Source organism: Barnesiella sp. ET7, from assembly GCF_024733785.1.
GTDB classification, from domain to species: Bacteria; Bacteroidota; Bacteroidia; order Bacteroidales; family Barnesiellaceae; genus Barnesiella; species Barnesiella merdigallinarum.
Genome location: NZ_JANRHM010000026.1, coordinates 17913 through 35229, shown reverse-complemented (window position 1 = coordinate 35229; position 17317 = coordinate 17913). Strand labels below are relative to the sequence as shown.

The following is a 17317-nucleotide window of genomic DNA, read 5'->3' as shown; positions in this document are numbered from 1 at the left end:
CTCCGGTAAGGATATGATTCCTGCGGAGAGTATATACAACTGCTATACGGGTATCGGAGGACTGCATAACCTCAAGCAGTCGGACTTCGCCAGCTACCACGAGTATGCCGAGGCAAAGAAGGAGTTCGAGATGGGACAGTTCTTTACACCGCACGAGGTATGTCGGGATATGGTAGATGTACTCTCTCCCACATCATCAGATATGATTCTCGATATGTGTTGCGGTATGGGCAACTTCTTCAACCATCTGCCCAACCAACACAACGCCTACGGCTTTGACATAGACAGCAAGGCTGTGGCAGTGGCAAGGTATCTCTATCCCGATGCACATATCGAGAAGTGCGACATACAGCAGTACCACTCCGAGCAACGCTTTGATGCCATCATCGGTAATCCTCCCTTCAATCTGAAGTTCGACTTCCGACTATCACAGGAGTACTACATTGACAAAGCCTATCATCTGCTCAATCCCGCAGGCTTCCTGATGATCATCGTTCCAGCCTCCTTTATGCAGAATGAGTTCTGGGAGAAGAGCCGTGCAGGAAGAGTAAACGAGGACTTCTCCTTCATCGGACAGACAAGACTGTCACCTCACGCCTTCACATCGGTAGGTGTAGATAACTTCAACACTAAGATAATGGTCTTCCTGCGTCGTTCACAGCATATAGAGATGAATCCCTACAATGCCGAGGAGTTTGTCTCTATGGCAGAACTCAAGGAGCGTGTGAAGAAAGCCCGTGAGATGAAGCACCGCCTGCGTCTTGACCTTATGCGTGAGACCAACCGCATAGACAAGGAGGAGTTGGAACAGTTCGAGTACAAGCTCGCCAAGTATATGTACGAGTTGAAGGCTCACGCAAGGCTCAACAAGCATATCGACAAGGCTGTAGCTCTTGTTACCAAGTTTCGTAACCAGAAGCCTCCTGAGAATGCCACCAACGAGCAGATGAAGGAGTGGGAACGCAAGAAGCTCACTACTGCCAAGGTACTTGCCACCATACGCAAGTATATCACCTCACAGAATGTCGTACCACGCAAGGAGGTGGCATTGGTAAAGACCTCCTACGGCTTCAAGCTCAAGCAGTATGCACCACGACTGCTTGATAAGGTGGAACACAAGGCGGCAAGCATCAATGACCTCATATTGGATAGCACAGCGCTGCCTATGCCTGAGATAGCAACCGAAGAGAATATGCGACAGATACGCATTGCGGGGCGTATTATCCGCCGTAAGCGTAGGCTCTACGATATACAGAACCAGCCATTTTCGGATATGGAAACGGACGATACTCTTGCCGAATATCTCGATAATGCCACCTTCGTAAACAAGGATGGCGAGGTATGCGAGTTTACCCGATTGCAGAAGCACGACCTGAACCTTGTGCTTCAGAAGCGATACGCTCTGCTCAACTGGCAACAAGGCTCCGGCAAGACTGCCGCTGTATATCACAGAGCCAAATACCTGCTCAAATATGGCAAGGTACGCAATGTTGTGATACTTGCCCCTGCCATTGCCACCAATATGACCTGGACTCCGTTCCTCGCCATCAACAAGGAGCGATACAGAGTGATACGCACATACAAGGATCTTGAAGATGTGCCGAGAGGTATCTTCCTGCTGCTATCCACCTCTATGGTAGGCAAGCTCAAACGCGACCTTATGCGGTTTGTGAAACTGTCCTCAAGGAAATTATGCCTCGTGTTCGATGAGTCGGATGAGATTACCAATCCGTCATCACAGCGTACAAGGCATATCCTGACAGTCTTCCGCAGACTCAAGTACAAGATTCTCGATACGGGAACAACCACCCGTAACAATATCGCAGAGCTATACAGCCAGTTTGAGTTGCTCTATAACAACTCGGTCAATATGACTTGTTGGTGCAGCAGTATCTACCACGAGAACCGAGATAAGGAGATAGAGTGTGAAAGAAACCTCCATTGCGGAGAGCCGTTCCCAGCGTTCAGAGGTCATGTGCTGTTCCGTGCCTGCCACTGTCCGGGCAAGGCAACGGTATTCGGCATAGAGAAGCAGAATCAGGATGTCTATAACAAGGAAGAACTCTTCGACCTCATAGGCAAGACCATCATCACCCGTAAGTTCCGCGACTTTGCAGGCGAGAAATACAAGATACGGACTCATACCGTAAGCCCTTCAAAGGGTGAACACGAGGTATATCGTGTCATCATTGAGGAGTTCTGCCGTATATGCGAACTATACTACAATAGCACGGGTGATACAAAGAAGGATGCAGGACTGAGGCTTATGCGGCAGATCAAGCTGCTTATCAAGGCTTGCTCGGTTCCACACCTCATATCGGGATACTACGGCGATGACTATCCGAGCAAGACACGATACATAGAAACATTGATACGGAAGATACCGGGCAAGGTAGCCATCGGCTGTACCACACTTGCCGCCTTTGACCTCTATGAGAGTTATATCCGTGAACGCTTTCCCGACAGACCGATATATGTCGTGAAGGGAGATGTGGCATTCAAGAAGCGTCAAAGCATCGTGACGGAGTTCGACTCTACCATCAACGGCATACTGATATGCACGCAGCAGAGCCTGAGCAGTTCGGTAAACATACCCACCTGCAACGATGTGATACTGGAGTCACTGCAATGGAACATACCCAAGATGGAGCAGTTCTACTTCCGCTTCATACGCCTTGACTCCAAGGAGATGAAGGATGTGCATTATGTCACCTACGAGGACTCCGTTGAGCAGAACCTGATGGCATTGGTACTCACCAAAGAGCGTCTCAACGAGTTCATCAAGACGGGAGAAGTGAAAGAGCAGTCGGAAATCTTCGAGGAGTTCGATATCACAATGTCCGTAATAGACAGTCTGCTGATACGCTCTACGGACAGCGAGGGTAAGATACATATCAGCTGGGGAAGCCAGCGAGTAACAAGTTAAACAGAAAGTCTATGGATAATATGGATTTAAGCAATGCCGAGGTTGCCGTAACCACACAGCACATTCTGGACGGGAAAGAGTACAAGGACTACTGGGTGCAGATGTCCGACTACAGCGACATGGGAGAATTTCTCTGTGCCTGCTCCGACCTCTTTCCCGAAGAAGAGGAACCGGAATATAGATATACCAAGTGGGAGAACATACCCGACAGGCTGATAAGCCGTGAGTGGATATGTCCCAACTTCTTCGAGATACGCGATGCCATGGAAAGGCTCGACGAGAACGAAAGGGAGTATTTCGTCACTTGGAGCGAACACTTCGGATATGACATAACAACCGATGATCCGCATATGATGGTGTCGCACTATCAAGATGTATACGGTAACACCATACAGGAAACAGAAGAGGAACTTGCCGACATCGCTGATGATGCTTTAGTATATACAGGCATATCGGGTAACTTCTGCGATATGCTTCCTCTTCAGTATGAGATATTCGATGATAACTACAACTAAAATAAAGGATATATGGAAATAAGTTTCAAAGGACCGGTAACGCCGATTGACCCATACTCGCAGTTGGCATTTGTGGAGATACTCAACATCATACTCATAGCAAAGCATATTATGGATGTGAACAGGTATCTCATAGCAAGGAATGTAAACCCTCAGTTCGGCTCACTGTCGGGATATTTCCGATGGTCGTTTGCCGATGAGAGGTTCACACTGTGGCAACGCACGGACTACAACTCCGATATGTGCTTCTCGCATCGCATATTGGATATGCCGTTCTGTATGCTTGCAGCAAGAGATAAAGAGAATGATGAGAGAGTATTCAACTAATCATCAAAGGATATGGAAACGACAATCAAGGTATCCAACAGAGAGATAGCGATACGAGCCTTCGGCCATCTGAGGCAAGAGAGAAAGAGCGACTCTGCACTGCGACTGGCTCACCACCTGCTGCACTATGACCACATATCGCTCGGCATAGGTGAAGTGGACTGGGAGATAGATATGGCTATCCAAAAGTTCGGTGGCAATCCACGAACTGGATACCGATATTCGGCACATTTCAGTTTCAATGCAGAGACGGAGATGGAGAAAGAGAGATACGAAGAGATATTCAATGGTAATGAGTAACCGAAGGGCGGCCACAAGGTCGCTCTTCGCATTTATAGACATATGTACGGGAAACCGAATCCTGCCGTACACAGGTAATGACAAATGAACGAAGCAAAGAAAACACTCACAATGGAGTTCATAGAAAGCATAATGGATGAGAACTACACCCTCGTATGGGTGGACTATCGGGAAAGCCTCAACGAAAGCCGAGGCCTCTTGCAACAGTGTCTTGAAAAACAAGGTTGCGAGGATCTTTGGTCAAAGGTCGAGGAATGGTATGAGGATGCCGAAGAGCAGGCAACACAGGAGATAATCAAGGGACTGAAGAGCCACTGCGTCGACTTCCACGACTTTGAGGAGGACGAAGTAGAAGCCTTCTTCGAGGAACACGATGATGAGATAAGGGACGAGATACGTGAGCGTGATGACTCCACAACGGTAAACGACCTTATCAAGAACACCAGAGATATTCCTGTGCGTGTGGAGATGCTATCCAACTACGACTGCATCAACTCCTGCTGGTTAGAGTCACAAGGTGGCTTCCGATACAAGGAGAGTTACTTCGGAGATATGGTTGATACACTCCGCCTCAACCCTGCAAAGGTGAAGAAGGCATTGACGGAGAAAGGCTATACGGTATATGGCAGATTCCCCAACAGAAAGTATCGTGACGGCAAGGAGCAGGTATCCTACGAGGATTTCTGCCAGGAGTTGGAGAACTCCTGCTGTGGAGCCAACCTGCTTACCTATATCGGTCTTGTAAACCTCAGAGACCTCTACGATGCCGACTTCAAAATAAAAGAGGTCATTATCCCCAAAGGTAACACCTGCGGGCTGTTCAGCTCGATGTATGGCGGTGGCAGTCTGATAGAAATGGAACTCAAGAGCGATGTCAGAATCCGACTGGATAAGGCACGCAAGGACGGCTATGGCTTCCGCCTGCGACTTGACAATGAACGCTCCGAGTATGATTGCTCCATCAAGCATGTCTATGGTGTCTGCGACTCCTTCTTTGGTAAGCAGGTAAGCATCGTTCCGGCAAACTAAATCAGTATTAACCATAAAAATATCAATGTATGAAAAAGATTGAAGTAAAGGTAAGATATCTCTTCGAGGGTACTTACACTGTAGCGGCAGATGACCGCAATGAAGCACGCACAATGGTAACAAGGGATTGCGGGCTGGTATTGGGTGGAAACATCCACACCACACTCAATGATGACGAGGTGGATTGGGAGTTCGATGTTCACCCCGATATGCAGATTCTGTCCTACACAGAGAAAGAAAACGAAATAAAGCGTCTGAAGATGGACTTCTCCGACAGAATAGAGACGCTCCGTAAGGACATCATAGATGCCATACGGCAGTTGCTCTACTCGCACGGGCTGACAGAGATAACCTTTCCCGAAGAACAGTATGATCCTGTATGGGTGATATGGTTCAATTGGGACGGAGACCCATACGAGTGCAAAGTAATGGGAGTAAAAGTAACGGACAATAGCATGACGGTAATTGCTCACGACAAGATTGGCAACAATGAGGTGACTTGTTCCACACCCTTTGAACTCGGAGCAAAGAATATCGACTGGCTATATGAGATATACGATGCCATATGGCAACAGTTGGAAGAGAACAGAGATAATAACGCTTAATGATTACGACTATGAAATTAGACCCTGTAAATGCAGTATCTAGTTTCCACTACTATATGTGGAATGCTTGGGGAGAGGAAGAGTGCAAGATTACTTTCGGAGGTGCTTATAAGCACTTTTGGGAGAAGTGGAACTCCCTTGCAAGTAAATCAATACTCGGAGCGGCAGAACGCTTCTATGCCGAACTCTCGGACAACAACCGCAAACTGCTTGTTAATCGTGCTGTGACACTCTATGACGGCAAGGCAACAAGAGAGGAGCCACACGATGACGATGTATATGTTTGTGATGCTTGCGGTTCAAGAAAAATTGAGATTCAGGTTTGGGTAAATGCCAATACCAATGAGTATCTAAGTGATGTAGATGATGACGATACGGACTGTAAATGGTGTGCAGACTGTGAACAGAGTCAGAATTTCTGCACATTGAGCGACTACAAGCAGCGTATGGAAGACTGGTGGAAAGACCTCGACTTCATTACGATGGAGAGCATAACAGGATTGCACGAGACTGACTACTCTTCGGAAGACGGCTCACAATCCTTTGTAGATGCCTGTAACGATTGGTGGAATAGTCAAGACTACGATATTCAACGAGAACTCTATTTCAAATCACAATCTTAATGCTTACTACTATGGCTGAGAATGAAATCATCGAAAGAATATGTGGCTCGTGTAACTGCGATGAAGCTACCGCAAAGGAGTATCTGAATGATGAGATACTCCACCTCAGAGAACTGCAAGAGGTAAACGACCTGCAAGAGAGCGACATTGAACTCTCTTGCAGTGGCCTCGGCATTGAGTCCGAGTGTATGGAGTATTTCACAATGGTATTAACCTACTAACATCTACTACTATGGCTTACTTTAAGAATATACATTCATTGGCGGAACTCAAGAAGGAGTACCGCAGATTGGCTTTGGAGAATCACCCAGACAAAGGCGGTAGCACAGAAGTGATGCAGCAGATCAATGTGGAGTTTGAACGACTCCACGAGATTTGGAAGAACGACACTACTGTATCGGCAAATGCTTCAGGTTATGAGAACGACTACGCAGGAGCATCGGCAAAGGAGTATACCGACTTCGTATATAACGAGTATCGTTGGAAAGGTCGCAACTATCAAGGACAGCACACCCCTGAGATTGTGGAGCTGGTGCGTAACTGGATAAAGGAGACCTATCCCAAGTATAAGTTCTCGGTATCAAGGCACCACTATAACTCTATCCATATCTACCTTGTCAAAGCCGACTTCGAGGCGTTCAAGAAGGATAAAGGCGTGGTGTTCCACCACGATGTTAACCACTACCATATTGACAATGACGACACCCTCACCGACAGAGCCAAAGAAGTAATGAAGAATGTCTGCGACTTTGTGATGTCGTACAACTTCGATGACAGCGATCCGATGACCGACTACTTCTGTACTAACTTCTATCTTACATTAGGTATAGGCACCTACAAGAAGCCATACAAGGTAGAACTGCCAAAATTAGATTGCAAGGGCAAGAAACCCGATGTGTTCAAGCACCCCGAAGGTGCTGCACACAAGGCAATACGCCAGGCATTGGGCGGTGCATACTTCAGTTTCCACAACAGCCAGCGATTACAAGGCAAGATGGTACTAGGTGAAGATTCCTACGGACATAGTGGCGATAAATACTTCTGGCCACTATCATACTCAAGTGCCAAGACCGCCCAAAAACGAATGGATAAATTGGAGAAAGCAGGTATCCGTTGCAAACTCACAGGATACAATAGCGGCTGCATTGAGTTCCTCGGCTACACTCCCGAAACCGAAGCCCTACTTGAAAAGGAGCGTCAAGAGGTTATCGTTGCTCATCAAGCGTGGCAAGCGAAGCAGGTACAGACAGCATAAAGGGAAAGTCGGTTGTCCTTGATAAAAAATCTGGGCAACCGACTATAGTAGTTTGATTTATGTTATCTTGATTTTATTGTTTCCAAAACATCCAGTAGATTTTCTCGTTCTAAGTCTACTTTGTAAACAGAATCAGCACAGTCATTTTCTTTTAAGACAGATAATTCAGCATTCATAATGTAATCATCAAACCAAATGAATTCGGAACTGAAATCTATTGCATCTGTTTTTAATGCACACCACATCGTAGGTTTAATGAATTTCAACTTTTCTATAACTATATCAGTAAAATACTCTGATAAATATTCTATAGTAGGAGTAGTATCTCCCTTGCAATGCGTTGTCAGCCAATAGCAGTCAAAATGTTCGACTATGTACGATATAAACTCTTCTGCATAGTCTGCGGGATGTGGGTCACGAAGTTTTAATAAAACACCATCTATGTCAATGTATAGTTTCATGCAATCGTTATTCTTTATGGTAAAAGACCAAAGTCATTCTTTCGTTAACGATCTTAGTTTCTCCTGTCTGTTTATATCCTAATTTCTCATAGAGGTGGCAATTGCCTTTCTCTTGTAAAATAGTATCAAGTTCCCATCCAGAACTTCCGTGAATCTCTTCGGCCAACTGCATCGCTTGTTGAGCATATCCCCGTCCTCGAAATTCTTTCATGATGAATATTGGAGAGAGAAATTTATACTTTCCTTCTTCTTTATGATCAATGACGCGTATTGCCCCAACAATTGTATCATCAATCTTGATGTAATAAAAGTAAGTGTATGGTTGCTCTAACCTCAATATAGTTTTTTCAAGCGTCTCTGTTGCAGGACTTGTTTCTGAGTCTTGATACTTTGCATACAAGTCTTGGAAGGCGACAATCTGCATCTTCCATAGATTCTCTGCATCTTGTATATTTGCTCTAACCAATGTTATTTCCATTTCTCCCTGCTACGTTCTTATACATTCCAATAAGTAGAGTACTCTATGTTGTTCTCCTTTAGCCATACGAGCATATTATTATATGAAGCATATCCATCTTGCGAGAACCTGTCGTACAGATAACGAACGATTGCTTTTTCGCTTTTGGCATTGTTGCACAACTTCATCAATTTGGGCATTTCATCTTCTGGTATGGAGTGAATAGTTTCAATAAAGCCATCCTCTCGGAATTTATAATCAATCTCCGAGCCCCAATTGTTTTTATATAGCGTTAAGCACATTCTACAACATGCAATCCAAAAGTGACTTCCTACTCTTCGTCTGTCAATATCCGGAGATTCTAAGTCATTATAGAAATCAACCGATGCCGTACCTTCTGCGTATTTAATAGGCCTTCTTTTATTTGTAAGATGTTTTGCTATACTAATAGTGCCATAAACTACCATAGCTATAAGAGCTATTATTAATACAATAATTCTTATCACCAACATAATTGAAATTATTTGCGTTCAATCAAAATTCCACCCATCTGTGGCCACTTATTATAGAATGATTTAATGTATGACTTCTCTGCGGGAGTACATCCTATCAAGAGTTTGATTTCTGAATCTCTCTTAACTAAATCAACGGTACATACTATCGCATCAAGTTTTTGTTCAGCATCTGTTCCAAGCCACACATCTATTCCCTCATTGTCTGAAGACTTAGTCCCGTCAAGATAACCATAATCTAATTCATAGACAATTTGGGGATAGAGAGGGTGTGCAGAGCCTTTAGGTCGGTCTATAATAATTTTGGATTGGATTATTAGCACGTCCATCAAGTTCCAAAAGTTATCATTGCAACACTTTATCATTTAGTCATTTCTTTGTTATCTATTAAAATGCCTTTGATTATTTAATTGACAATTTTCTAAAATTAAACTTGGTTTCTGTACCAGGCTTAATTTTTCGTTCAGTATATTCAAACTCTAGTTTTCCATCTCTTAAAACAAATGGATGTTCTTTATCATTTACATAAACAATAATATCCTTATACAAATCTAAGTTTGGCATAACAAAATAATAAGAAAATAGTTCTATAGCTTTTTTATGAGTGAACCCCATATCACTATAACCATTAACAAATAGGCTAGTATGCAGTTCTGTTGTTTCAATTTTACATACTACTCTTATTGGTGCACATTCTTGTAATTTAAACTTTACAGATGAAATAAAGTGTGTTCCGTCATTCTTGATGATTTCACTTTCGCAATTTATCAATTCTCCAGTCAGACAATTATACACCATATGAGATATTAGTCTTATTTGACCTTTAGTATGTTGCCAAAAGTTGAACTTGAAATCATTAATATCAGTAGTATACGGATATATAGTAACATCTTGCGTAGTAACACAACGATTATTATCTATAAGTTCATCAGTATTTATACTTTTAATAGTCTGGTAGTTACATTCAATATTATATTGGGGCACCCGAGTTTTATATTGTGATCGAATTATTTGTCCACTTTTGTCGACTTGATATCTATATTCGCCTATTTTATATTCTAATTGTTTTACAATCTCTTTAATCGATTGCCCATTATATATAATCGCATGGATATTTGCTAATGAAGTACTAAACTTTTGAACATCTTCACATGTAACATTATACCATATTGGTAAAAGTTTCCCTGGATTTTGCACATTTTTATAAGTTAGTGCAACATACTCAAAATTAGTCCAATTTTTTTGAAAGAATGATTTTGATAATATAACTATGCCATACTTTGCACTACCGATACCTTTATCAATACTAGCAGTTAATGAGTCTCCAACAGAAAGCGCAAATTCATCATACCAAACTTTATAACCCCGTTTACTCAATGTCTCTGCTAAAGGAAGTGCTATTACCTCTTTATCTTCTTTAGCATATGAAATAAAAATATCATACATAATTAGAACACTAAATTTATTAACTAATTGTATTTTTTGTTGGTGTCTGATTCATATTTATATCGACTCTCTTCCAAGTTTATGATGCCTTTATTAAGCGCATACTCTATTCCTCGTTTCATTGAGACATTTACATTATCCCTCACACTGGCGTAGCCGAATAAACGGGCGGTTTCGCTGATAAGTCCATCCTCGTCAATAGCAAATTGCTCTTTCAGCACTTGCTGGATTGCTTGTGCAACCTCTTCGGGAGCTATATCCAATGCCTCGCGCTCTGATGCCAAACGGTAACCCGAATAGTTTTCAAGTTGCTCCTTGTCTTTCCAGTAGAAAATATCCTCTGTGCCACTTGTAACCAGTCCCATATCTTCAAAGACTTCGGTCAGGTAGGTGTTGATGCGAACACCGTTACGGCTGATGCCATAGTTATTGATTAGTCGCTTAATTAGCAGTCGGCGACTAATGGGAGCCTCCGCATCCAAGATTGTGCGTATATCCTCTACGACAGAGTCGGTATAGTAGCCTTGCGAGAACATTGCAGAATCGGCAATGCGAATTGATAAATTGCTTGTAATATACTCCTTCGCGTTAGAGTTGGGCACAATAATCTCATTCTTGTCAACAACTTCCGCTTGCTCCGAATCTTCAATATCATCAACGATGTCATCCGTATCATCCTCTGCTCTCTCTCTTGTTTTTACTCGCTCAATCTCTCGGATAATGCCATTAAGCACATGCTCTGGAGTGTCCCACCATTCAACCGACCAGATGTTATATATGTGCCAACCGAGTAGCGAGAGTACCGCAGGAGTAGTTACATCACGGTCGTGGGCAGTGTGAGAGGCTACATAGTTATAGCCATCGCAGAGCAAGCCCAACAAGTAGCGGTCAGGGCTTTCCGGATCAATAATTCCAATATCAACACGATACTCCGAAGAGCCGATATTTGTATTTACGGCATAGCCTTTTTCTTGCAGCGCCTTTGCAACGGACTCTACAAAGGCATCCTTCGCCTTTTTCTTTACTCCATATTCCATATGCATCAGTGCAACCTTACCTCGCTCGGCATATTCAAGGAACGATTTGAGATACTGCACACCCTTTGCATTTGAACGATAGAGGTCAATATCTTCGGCTTTGAGCGATGAGAATACCTTCATTTCGTATCTTGCACGCGATACTGCAACATTCAGTCGGCGCTCTCCGCCATCACGGTTGAGCGGACCGAAGTTCATAGCCACCTTGCCAAACTTATCACGGCCATAGCCAACCGAGAAGAGAATTACATCGCGTTCGTCACCCTGCACATTCTCCAGGTTTTTGATGAAAATTGGTTCGTGCATTTGTGCTGCGATAACCTCCAAGTCGGAGTTCTTACGCAACATATCGTTGAGCATATCCTCGATAAGCGATTGTTGGTTGACATTGAAGGTTACAACGCCAATGCTTTGCGATGCTGTTTGTGGGTCGGATAGTCGTTTCTGAATCTCCTTTACGACGGCCTTTGCCTCCTCCTTATTGTTGCGACCGGCACCACGCTCATAGACACCCTTTACATACTCAAACGAGACCTTTGTTGCCATATCGTCATTTGATGGGAAGGTCATCAGTGAGTTCTTATAGAAGTGGCGATTGCTGAATGTAATCAAACTCTCGTGCTTGCTACGATAGTGCCATAATAGGTATTTCTGCGGCATAAAGAGAGCCAAACAATCTTCGAGAATACTCTCCAAATCCTCGCTTTCGGAGTGTTGCTCGCTGAAATTATCCGCCATAAAGAAACTTGTCGGTGGTAACTGATGCTCGTCGCCCACAATCACAGCACTTTTCCCTCGTGATATAGCAGCTACAGCCTCGCAAGTAGGCATTTGCGAAGCCTCATCGAAGATAACCAAGTCAAACTGAGGCCAATTAGTTCCGAGATATTGCGACACCGAAAGAGGACTCATCAGCATTGCAGGGCACATTCTCGATATAAGGTCAGGAATTGTCTCAAAGAGTTTACGGATAGAGACTCCACGACAGCCATTTCTAATACACTTTTGCAAGAATCCTACATCGGAACTCTGTGAGGCTTCCTTGCGAAGCGCAGGTAACATCGCAGACAATCTTACAACCAATTCCCGGCGGGTCAACTCCTCAAACTCCTTGCAAAGTTTGCGGAATCGCTTAATCTTATCCTCAAATAGTATGGATTGAAAGAAACTCAACTCCTTGTCTAGCGAGATGTAGTGGTTTGCACACTGCTTGTATAGACTCTTTCGATAAACATTGACAATATTGCTGTGAGCAAATAGACCACTCTCAAATGACTCAACAACCACCGAAAGCCCATTATCACACACCTGCTTACGGACGACATTATACGCCACCTTGCTGCGCAAATTAACAAGGTCTTTGCTCCATCGTGTGAGAGTTTGAGCAATGCCATCAAGCCAATCCTCGTCATCCTGTTTCAGTGATGTAACTGCCAACTCTTCAAGCGCGGAAACATTTGCAGAGAAATCCTTATATGTAGCAATATAGTCGTTCAGCAGTTTGCTATTTTGCTCTCGGAATTGACTACATCCACCTGCAAGAGTTTTTGCTATATGAGCCGACATATTGCGGTCTTTCAACTGCAATGCACCCAACGCCGATTGCAACTTTCCTAGTCTCTCGTAGTACAATAGGAGTGTTGATGCGTTCAGGTTCTTCAGTTCTCGCTTGATGTTGTAGGTGCTGCCGAGATAATCGATAATGTCATTGACCTCGCCCTGCAGTTTGTGTATTGTACTGATTTTGTCGCACAACACTATAACATCGTTATCGCTTACACGCCTTCCGCTCTTTGCGTATGAGGAGAGTGTATTCACAACCGCGCGGCGGTCAAGAAATTTTGCCAAGAACCACTTTTGCTCTGCCTCCATCCAACGCTGGCGCAATGCCGTGTAGTTCACATCAAGGATATGCTCATTATACTGGGCAAACAGTTCTGACTGTTGAGCCTCGAGTTTACCCTGTAATTCTGCAAGTTCTTTTAAGGTCTTCAGCAAATTATCATCCAGCGAAGAAATGAGAGTTGAAGGCAACTCCTCCCCGAGAATAAACTCTGAAACAAGCACCAGTGCCTCATACTGTTCCTTTGACAATTTGTCGGCATTGTATTCTATCAATGACGCAACAGACCTGGCAAGAGTATGCAGGTTATTTACCTTGCCGGAAATCTCACCGACAAGGCTCTGAATCTGCTCCCTGATATCGGGCGAATAGACCAACATGCCAATCTCGCGCAATGAGTTGTTGTATTCATAGACTACGCTTGCTGCCGATTGGAAATTCTCAAGCAGTTCAGTGTGGTCACGCAATAACTCCGGCGTTAGGGCGTCAATGTATTCATCCGAGATTTTAATTGTGCTATTTTCGGGAACATCTATTGCTGAATATTGCGCAAAACAGTCATAGATAGACAATCCGCAAGGATAAACCTTGTGGAGTCGCTCAACGTGTGCATTTAGCTCTCGTTTGAGTTCATCAAGATGTGAAGCCTCTTTTGCAAAAGCGTCATCACCCATCTGCTGCACAACCTCTGTAGTCTTGCGAAGCTGGTCCATAACCAAACTCTTTTTGGTCTTATTGGAGTGCAACTCCAAACAGAATGGGTCAAGACCGATGGCAGCAAGGCGTTTCTGTACAACCTCCAATGCGGCCATCTTCTCGGCAACGAACAGTACTCGTTTCCCATGGAAGAGGGCGTTGGAGATGATATTGGTAATTGTCTGCGACTTTCCTGTTCCCGGAGGGCCGTGCAAGACAAAACTCTTGCCCGATGCAGCCTCGTTGATTGCTGCTAACTGCGATGAGTCGGCACTAATAGGCAGGGCTATATCCTCTGACGGCAACTCTTCAACGGTATCCGCCTCCTCGGTCATATTCTCATTCAACTTGCCTGATACAAGACTATCAATAAGCGGGTGCTGGGACATCGACTCACGATTGGTGCGGATGTCGTTCCAAATCACAAAGCGATTGAAGTCGAAAATGCTGATAATAGACTCCTCAATAACATCCCACTTATCTTGCTCCATAACAGCCTTGCGAACTGCGGCAAGGATATACTTGATGTCAAGCCCTTTTTCGTTCTGAATAGCGGCTGTAACATCGGGAATCTCGATGCTGTAATTCTGCTTCAAGAACTCAAAAAGCGTCTCATTGAGCAGCGGGTCCTCGCCACGGCTGACCATATAGTAGCCCTTGTTCGCCGATTTACGCTCCAATCGTATCGGATAAAGGACAATAGGGGCAAAGTGTGGGAAACTCTTTCCAGGCTCAAACCACTTTAAGAAACCAAGAGCGATATATAGTGTATTAGCTCCGCTCTCCTCAATAGAGAGGCGAGCCGAACGATATAGACTTGTCAGGGTTTTGGTAAGAGCTTTTGGGTCTTGGTACGACCTCAATGTGTCCTTCTCCAATTCCTTACGCAACAAATCCATTATGGAGTCATTGAGATTGATTCGTTCGCCCAGATCTTTGCTATCAGCAGCAGTCTCCCAATCATCAGGGCGGTCAACGATAAGTATCTCTCTATTTTTGTAGAGCAGTTGCACCATCTCCGTAAGAGATGAAACCATAAAGCGGAGCGTATTCTTGGAAAATCGTATGTTAAGCAGATTGTTGCGTGTACTCAGATCAAGCAGTCTGCGCTCCCACAAATCGAAGCGACTAAACTCATTCTCATCTTTCTTGAAAGTGAAAGTTTCGCTTACGCCCTCTGGGGAAGAGTGTCTGCGCTCATCTGGCTCTGGGTTTATAACCTCATATTCGTGGCCATTATATATTCGTTGAGGTATAGGCTGAACACCTGCCAATCGGGCGCGGGCAATATCTAAAACAAATGAGAACTTCTCAATATTCTTGATGTTATCATTTGCAACGCTGATGGCTTGTTCAAATGGAACTTTATTGCCCTCATTTGCACAGGTTGTCTCTACCAGGAGAATCTCATTGATCCCCTCGGCTGTGCGCTTTGTGATTACAGACGGGTCATCATTGACACTATCTGCAAACATGTCATTTACAAGCCAGCATCCAGGGAAGGCATGGTCATCCTGCAGTATCAATAGCGGGTGCATACCTACTGCTTCAAGACACGAACACATCAGCAATGCCATATCCAAACAGCAGCCTCGTTTGCCTCTGTCTTCACTCAACAACTCCTCGCAAGTACGAATCTTTTGTCCATGTTTTGCAAGAGTGGCTGTGGGATAACAATAGGTGATATTCTGCTCCGAGATAGCCTCGTACAACGCACCTATAATCATCTTTGGTCTATTGGGTACATCGTGAGTATATGCGCTTAACGAGCTGCTACCAGTCCACTTGTTAAGTAATTCCGAAGCTCGCTTGATAATCGGATCAAGGGCAATATGGCGTGGAGTGACAAACGCTGCCAAATACTGCGACATAAATGTATTACCCCAATATTGACAATAGTCAAGCACCTCCAAATCCTTCTTTGCTTCAGCAAGCACCTCTCCATCTTTTGATAAGACCTGAACTGTAGTCGTTGCCTTGGTCTTTTCTGTGAGATTGCAAAGATACGATGTGTTTATCGAAGGATGAATGTCGGGTTTCTTCCAACTCTCGTGAGCTGGCAGACTGACGATATGTTCCACGACAGTATCAGCAAATTCAGGGTCAAAGGTGATTCTGACCTTCAACCCTTCATAATTATTGGGAGTATTATTTCTTACGGTAATGCTACTAATGATAGCAACATTATTTACAGCCAAGGCAAAACTTGCCAATGGAATCTGCTTGATACTGACGGTTAGCATGTCGTTGTTGTTATATAAGCTCAATTTAACTTACGGCCTATTAATTTCTATTTCTTTACCTGCTTTAGATACAGTGGCCGAATGTTCACCATAACTATATAGGTCATCGTAAATTAAATCTATTATGATCTTTCCTTGTTCGTCAATAAAACCCCACTTCCCATTTTTCTTTACAGGAGCCCAATCTCCGAAAAAGTCTCTTACTTCTTCATACTGAGGTAAAATGATTTCATTACCGTTATCGTCAATAAATCCCCAACGATTTTTCTTTCTCATAGAAATCAATCTATCGTCACCAATATAGCATTCGCCATAGTCTCCCATTTCATCATATAGGAAATCTACAACGACATTCCCCTTATTGTCGATAATTCCATATTTGCCATTTTTTATAGCAATCGCTTTACCGATATTATTAAAATAGCCTATTCTGCTATAGACAAAAGGTATTATTATCTTTTTATTAAAGTTAAAAGCACCAACCCGTCCTTGTCGATCACAAACAATTATACCCAGTTCTTCATAACAACAAAGTGTTTCTGGATCATGAGCAAATGATACTATTTCATTGTTGTGTTTATCAATAACACCAGCTTTGCCATCTTTAATAGCGACACAATAATTTTGTTGCAAGAATGAAACAGTTTTGTCGTATACAATGGGAATTATAACATTCCCCTCATAATCTAATAAACCCCATTTATCGTTCTCGCATACTATCATTTGATTGTAGCCTGAAAAATAATCTATAGCATCATATTTTATAGGGATTACCTCACGACCTAATCTATCGATATACCCCCTTTTACCATTGTGCCAAACCAAAATACGATTGTCAAAATAATCTCCAAGATTATCTCCAGGTATGCCCTCTCCATACCTTATCATTCCTACTATAAAAGGGAATGCTATGATTATGCATACCAATCCAAATATTCCTATAATTACTCTAAAGATAACATTTCGTTTCTTAGGCAGTTTCTCACGGATTATTTCTCCGCAATCGTTAATCTTAAATTCTTGTCCCATGTTAAAATTTTAT

16 protein-coding genes are annotated in these 17317 nt (G+C 43.4%); 9 read left to right on the top strand and 7 right to left on the bottom strand.

What is annotated here, in order from left to right:
- The 9 genes from NW211_RS13090 to NW211_RS13050 form a co-directional block, all read left to right on the top strand.
- Positions 1 to 2926 (top strand): N-6 DNA methylase (locus tag NW211_RS13090; protein WP_258328155.1); only part of this gene is annotated, 2926 nt, incomplete at its 5' end.
- Between the two features lie 11 nt (positions 2927 to 2937).
- Positions 2938 to 3441 carry a hypothetical protein gene (locus NW211_RS13085; protein ID WP_258328154.1) on the top strand — a complete coding sequence of 168 codons (504 nt, stop codon included), beginning with the start codon at positions 2938 to 2940 and terminating at the stop codon, positions 3439 to 3441.
- Positions 3442 to 3453: 12 nt separating this feature from the next.
- Positions 3454 to 3768, top strand: a complete 315-nt coding sequence (locus NW211_RS13080; RefSeq protein ID WP_258328153.1) for a hypothetical protein — start codon at positions 3454 to 3456, stop codon at positions 3766 to 3768.
- A 12-nt stretch (positions 3769 to 3780) separates the two neighbouring features.
- Positions 3781 to 4068 carry a hypothetical protein gene (locus NW211_RS13075; RefSeq protein ID WP_258328152.1) on the top strand — a complete coding sequence of 96 codons (288 nt, stop codon included), beginning with the start codon at positions 3781 to 3783 and terminating at the stop codon, positions 4066 to 4068.
- Positions 4069 to 4152: 84 nt separating this feature from the next.
- On the top strand, positions 4153 to 5097 hold the full coding sequence (locus NW211_RS13070; RefSeq protein ID WP_258328151.1) for a hypothetical protein: 945 nt from the start codon (positions 4153 to 4155) through the stop codon (positions 5095 to 5097).
- 29 nt (positions 5098 to 5126) lie between these two features.
- Positions 5127 to 5702: a hypothetical protein gene (locus NW211_RS13065; protein WP_258328150.1), complete on the top strand. Its 576-nt coding sequence runs from the start codon at positions 5127 to 5129 to the stop codon at positions 5700 to 5702.
- Positions 5703 to 5713: 11 nt separating this feature from the next.
- Positions 5714 to 6325: a hypothetical protein gene (locus NW211_RS13060; RefSeq protein WP_258328149.1), complete on the top strand. Its 612-nt coding sequence runs from the start codon at positions 5714 to 5716 to the stop codon at positions 6323 to 6325.
- A gap of 11 nt (positions 6326 to 6336) precedes the next feature.
- The gene (locus NW211_RS13055; protein ID WP_258328148.1) at positions 6337 to 6546 is read left to right on the top strand and encodes a hypothetical protein; all 210 of its coding nucleotides are present in this window, start codon (positions 6337 to 6339) and stop codon (positions 6544 to 6546) included.
- A gap of 11 nt (positions 6547 to 6557) precedes the next feature.
- Positions 6558 to 7580 carry an LPD29 domain-containing protein gene (locus tag NW211_RS13050; RefSeq protein WP_258328147.1) on the top strand — a complete coding sequence of 341 codons (1023 nt, stop codon included), beginning with the start codon at positions 6558 to 6560 and terminating at the stop codon, positions 7578 to 7580.
- 62 nt (positions 7581 to 7642) lie between these two features.
- Here NW211_RS13050 and NW211_RS13045 read toward each other — a convergent pair whose 3' ends face one another.
- The 7 genes from NW211_RS13045 to NW211_RS13015 form a co-directional block, all read right to left on the bottom strand.
- Positions 7643 to 8041, bottom strand: a complete 399-nt coding sequence (locus NW211_RS13045) for a hypothetical protein (protein WP_258328146.1) — start codon at positions 8039 to 8041, stop codon at positions 7643 to 7645.
- Between the two features lie 7 nt (positions 8042 to 8048).
- Positions 8049 to 8519: a GNAT family N-acetyltransferase gene (locus NW211_RS13040; protein WP_258328145.1), complete on the bottom strand. Its 471-nt coding sequence runs from the start codon at positions 8517 to 8519 to the stop codon at positions 8049 to 8051.
- A gap of 17 nt (positions 8520 to 8536) precedes the next feature.
- A complete protein-coding gene (locus NW211_RS13035) occupies positions 8537 to 9010 on the bottom strand; it encodes a hypothetical protein (protein ID WP_258328144.1) in 474 nt (157 codons plus the stop codon).
- Between the two features lie 8 nt (positions 9011 to 9018).
- Positions 9019 to 9339 (bottom strand): inorganic pyrophosphatase, encoded by a 321-nt coding sequence (locus NW211_RS13030; RefSeq protein WP_258328156.1) that lies wholly within the window; start codon positions 9337 to 9339, stop codon positions 9019 to 9021.
- Between the two features lie 73 nt (positions 9340 to 9412).
- A complete protein-coding gene (locus tag NW211_RS13025) occupies positions 9413 to 10456 on the bottom strand; it encodes a toll/interleukin-1 receptor domain-containing protein (RefSeq protein WP_258328143.1) in 1044 nt (347 codons plus the stop codon).
- Positions 10457 to 10479: 23 nt separating this feature from the next.
- Positions 10480 to 16275, bottom strand: a complete 5796-nt coding sequence (locus NW211_RS13020; protein ID WP_258328142.1) for a DUF3320 domain-containing protein — start codon at positions 16273 to 16275, stop codon at positions 10480 to 10482.
- Between the two features lie 30 nt (positions 16276 to 16305).
- Positions 16306 to 17304: a WG repeat-containing protein gene (locus tag NW211_RS13015; RefSeq protein WP_258328141.1), complete on the bottom strand. Its 999-nt coding sequence runs from the start codon at positions 17302 to 17304 to the stop codon at positions 16306 to 16308.
- Positions 17305 to 17317 lie beyond the last annotated feature (13 nt).

Coding starts and splice junctions, on each gene's coding strand:
- NW211_RS13085 (WP_258328154.1), top strand. CDS start 2,938: ATGGATAATATGGATTTAAGCAATGCCGAGGTTGCCGTAACCACACAG.
- NW211_RS13080 (WP_258328153.1), top strand. CDS start 3,454: ATGGAAATAAGTTTCAAAGGACCGGTAACGCCGATTGACCCATACTCG.
- NW211_RS13075 (WP_258328152.1), top strand. CDS start 3,781: ATGGAAACGACAATCAAGGTATCCAACAGAGAGATAGCGATACGAGCC.
- NW211_RS13070 (WP_258328151.1), top strand. CDS start 4,153: ATGAACGAAGCAAAGAAAACACTCACAATGGAGTTCATAGAAAGCATA.
- NW211_RS13065 (WP_258328150.1), top strand. CDS start 5,127: ATGAAAAAGATTGAAGTAAAGGTAAGATATCTCTTCGAGGGTACTTAC.
- NW211_RS13060 (WP_258328149.1), top strand. CDS start 5,714: ATGAAATTAGACCCTGTAAATGCAGTATCTAGTTTCCACTACTATATG.
- NW211_RS13055 (WP_258328148.1), top strand. CDS start 6,337: ATGGCTGAGAATGAAATCATCGAAAGAATATGTGGCTCGTGTAACTGC.
- NW211_RS13050 (WP_258328147.1), top strand. CDS start 6,558: ATGGCTTACTTTAAGAATATACATTCATTGGCGGAACTCAAGAAGGAG.
- NW211_RS13045 (WP_258328146.1), bottom strand. CDS start 8,041: ATGAAACTATACATTGACATAGATGGTGTTTTATTAAAACTTCGTGAC.
- NW211_RS13040 (WP_258328145.1), bottom strand. CDS start 8,519: ATGGAAATAACATTGGTTAGAGCAAATATACAAGATGCAGAGAATCTA.
- NW211_RS13035 (WP_258328144.1), bottom strand. CDS start 9,010: ATGTTGGTGATAAGAATTATTGTATTAATAATAGCTCTTATAGCTATG.
- NW211_RS13030 (WP_258328156.1), bottom strand. CDS start 9,339: ATGGACGTGCTAATAATCCAATCCAAAATTATTATAGACCGACCTAAA.
- NW211_RS13025 (WP_258328143.1), bottom strand. CDS start 10,456: ATGTATGATATTTTTATTTCATATGCTAAAGAAGATAAAGAGGTAATA.
- NW211_RS13020 (WP_258328142.1), bottom strand. CDS start 16,275: ATGCTAACCGTCAGTATCAAGCAGATTCCATTGGCAAGTTTTGCCTTG.
- NW211_RS13015 (WP_258328141.1), bottom strand. CDS start 17,304: ATGGGACAAGAATTTAAGATTAACGATTGCGGAGAAATAATCCGTGAG.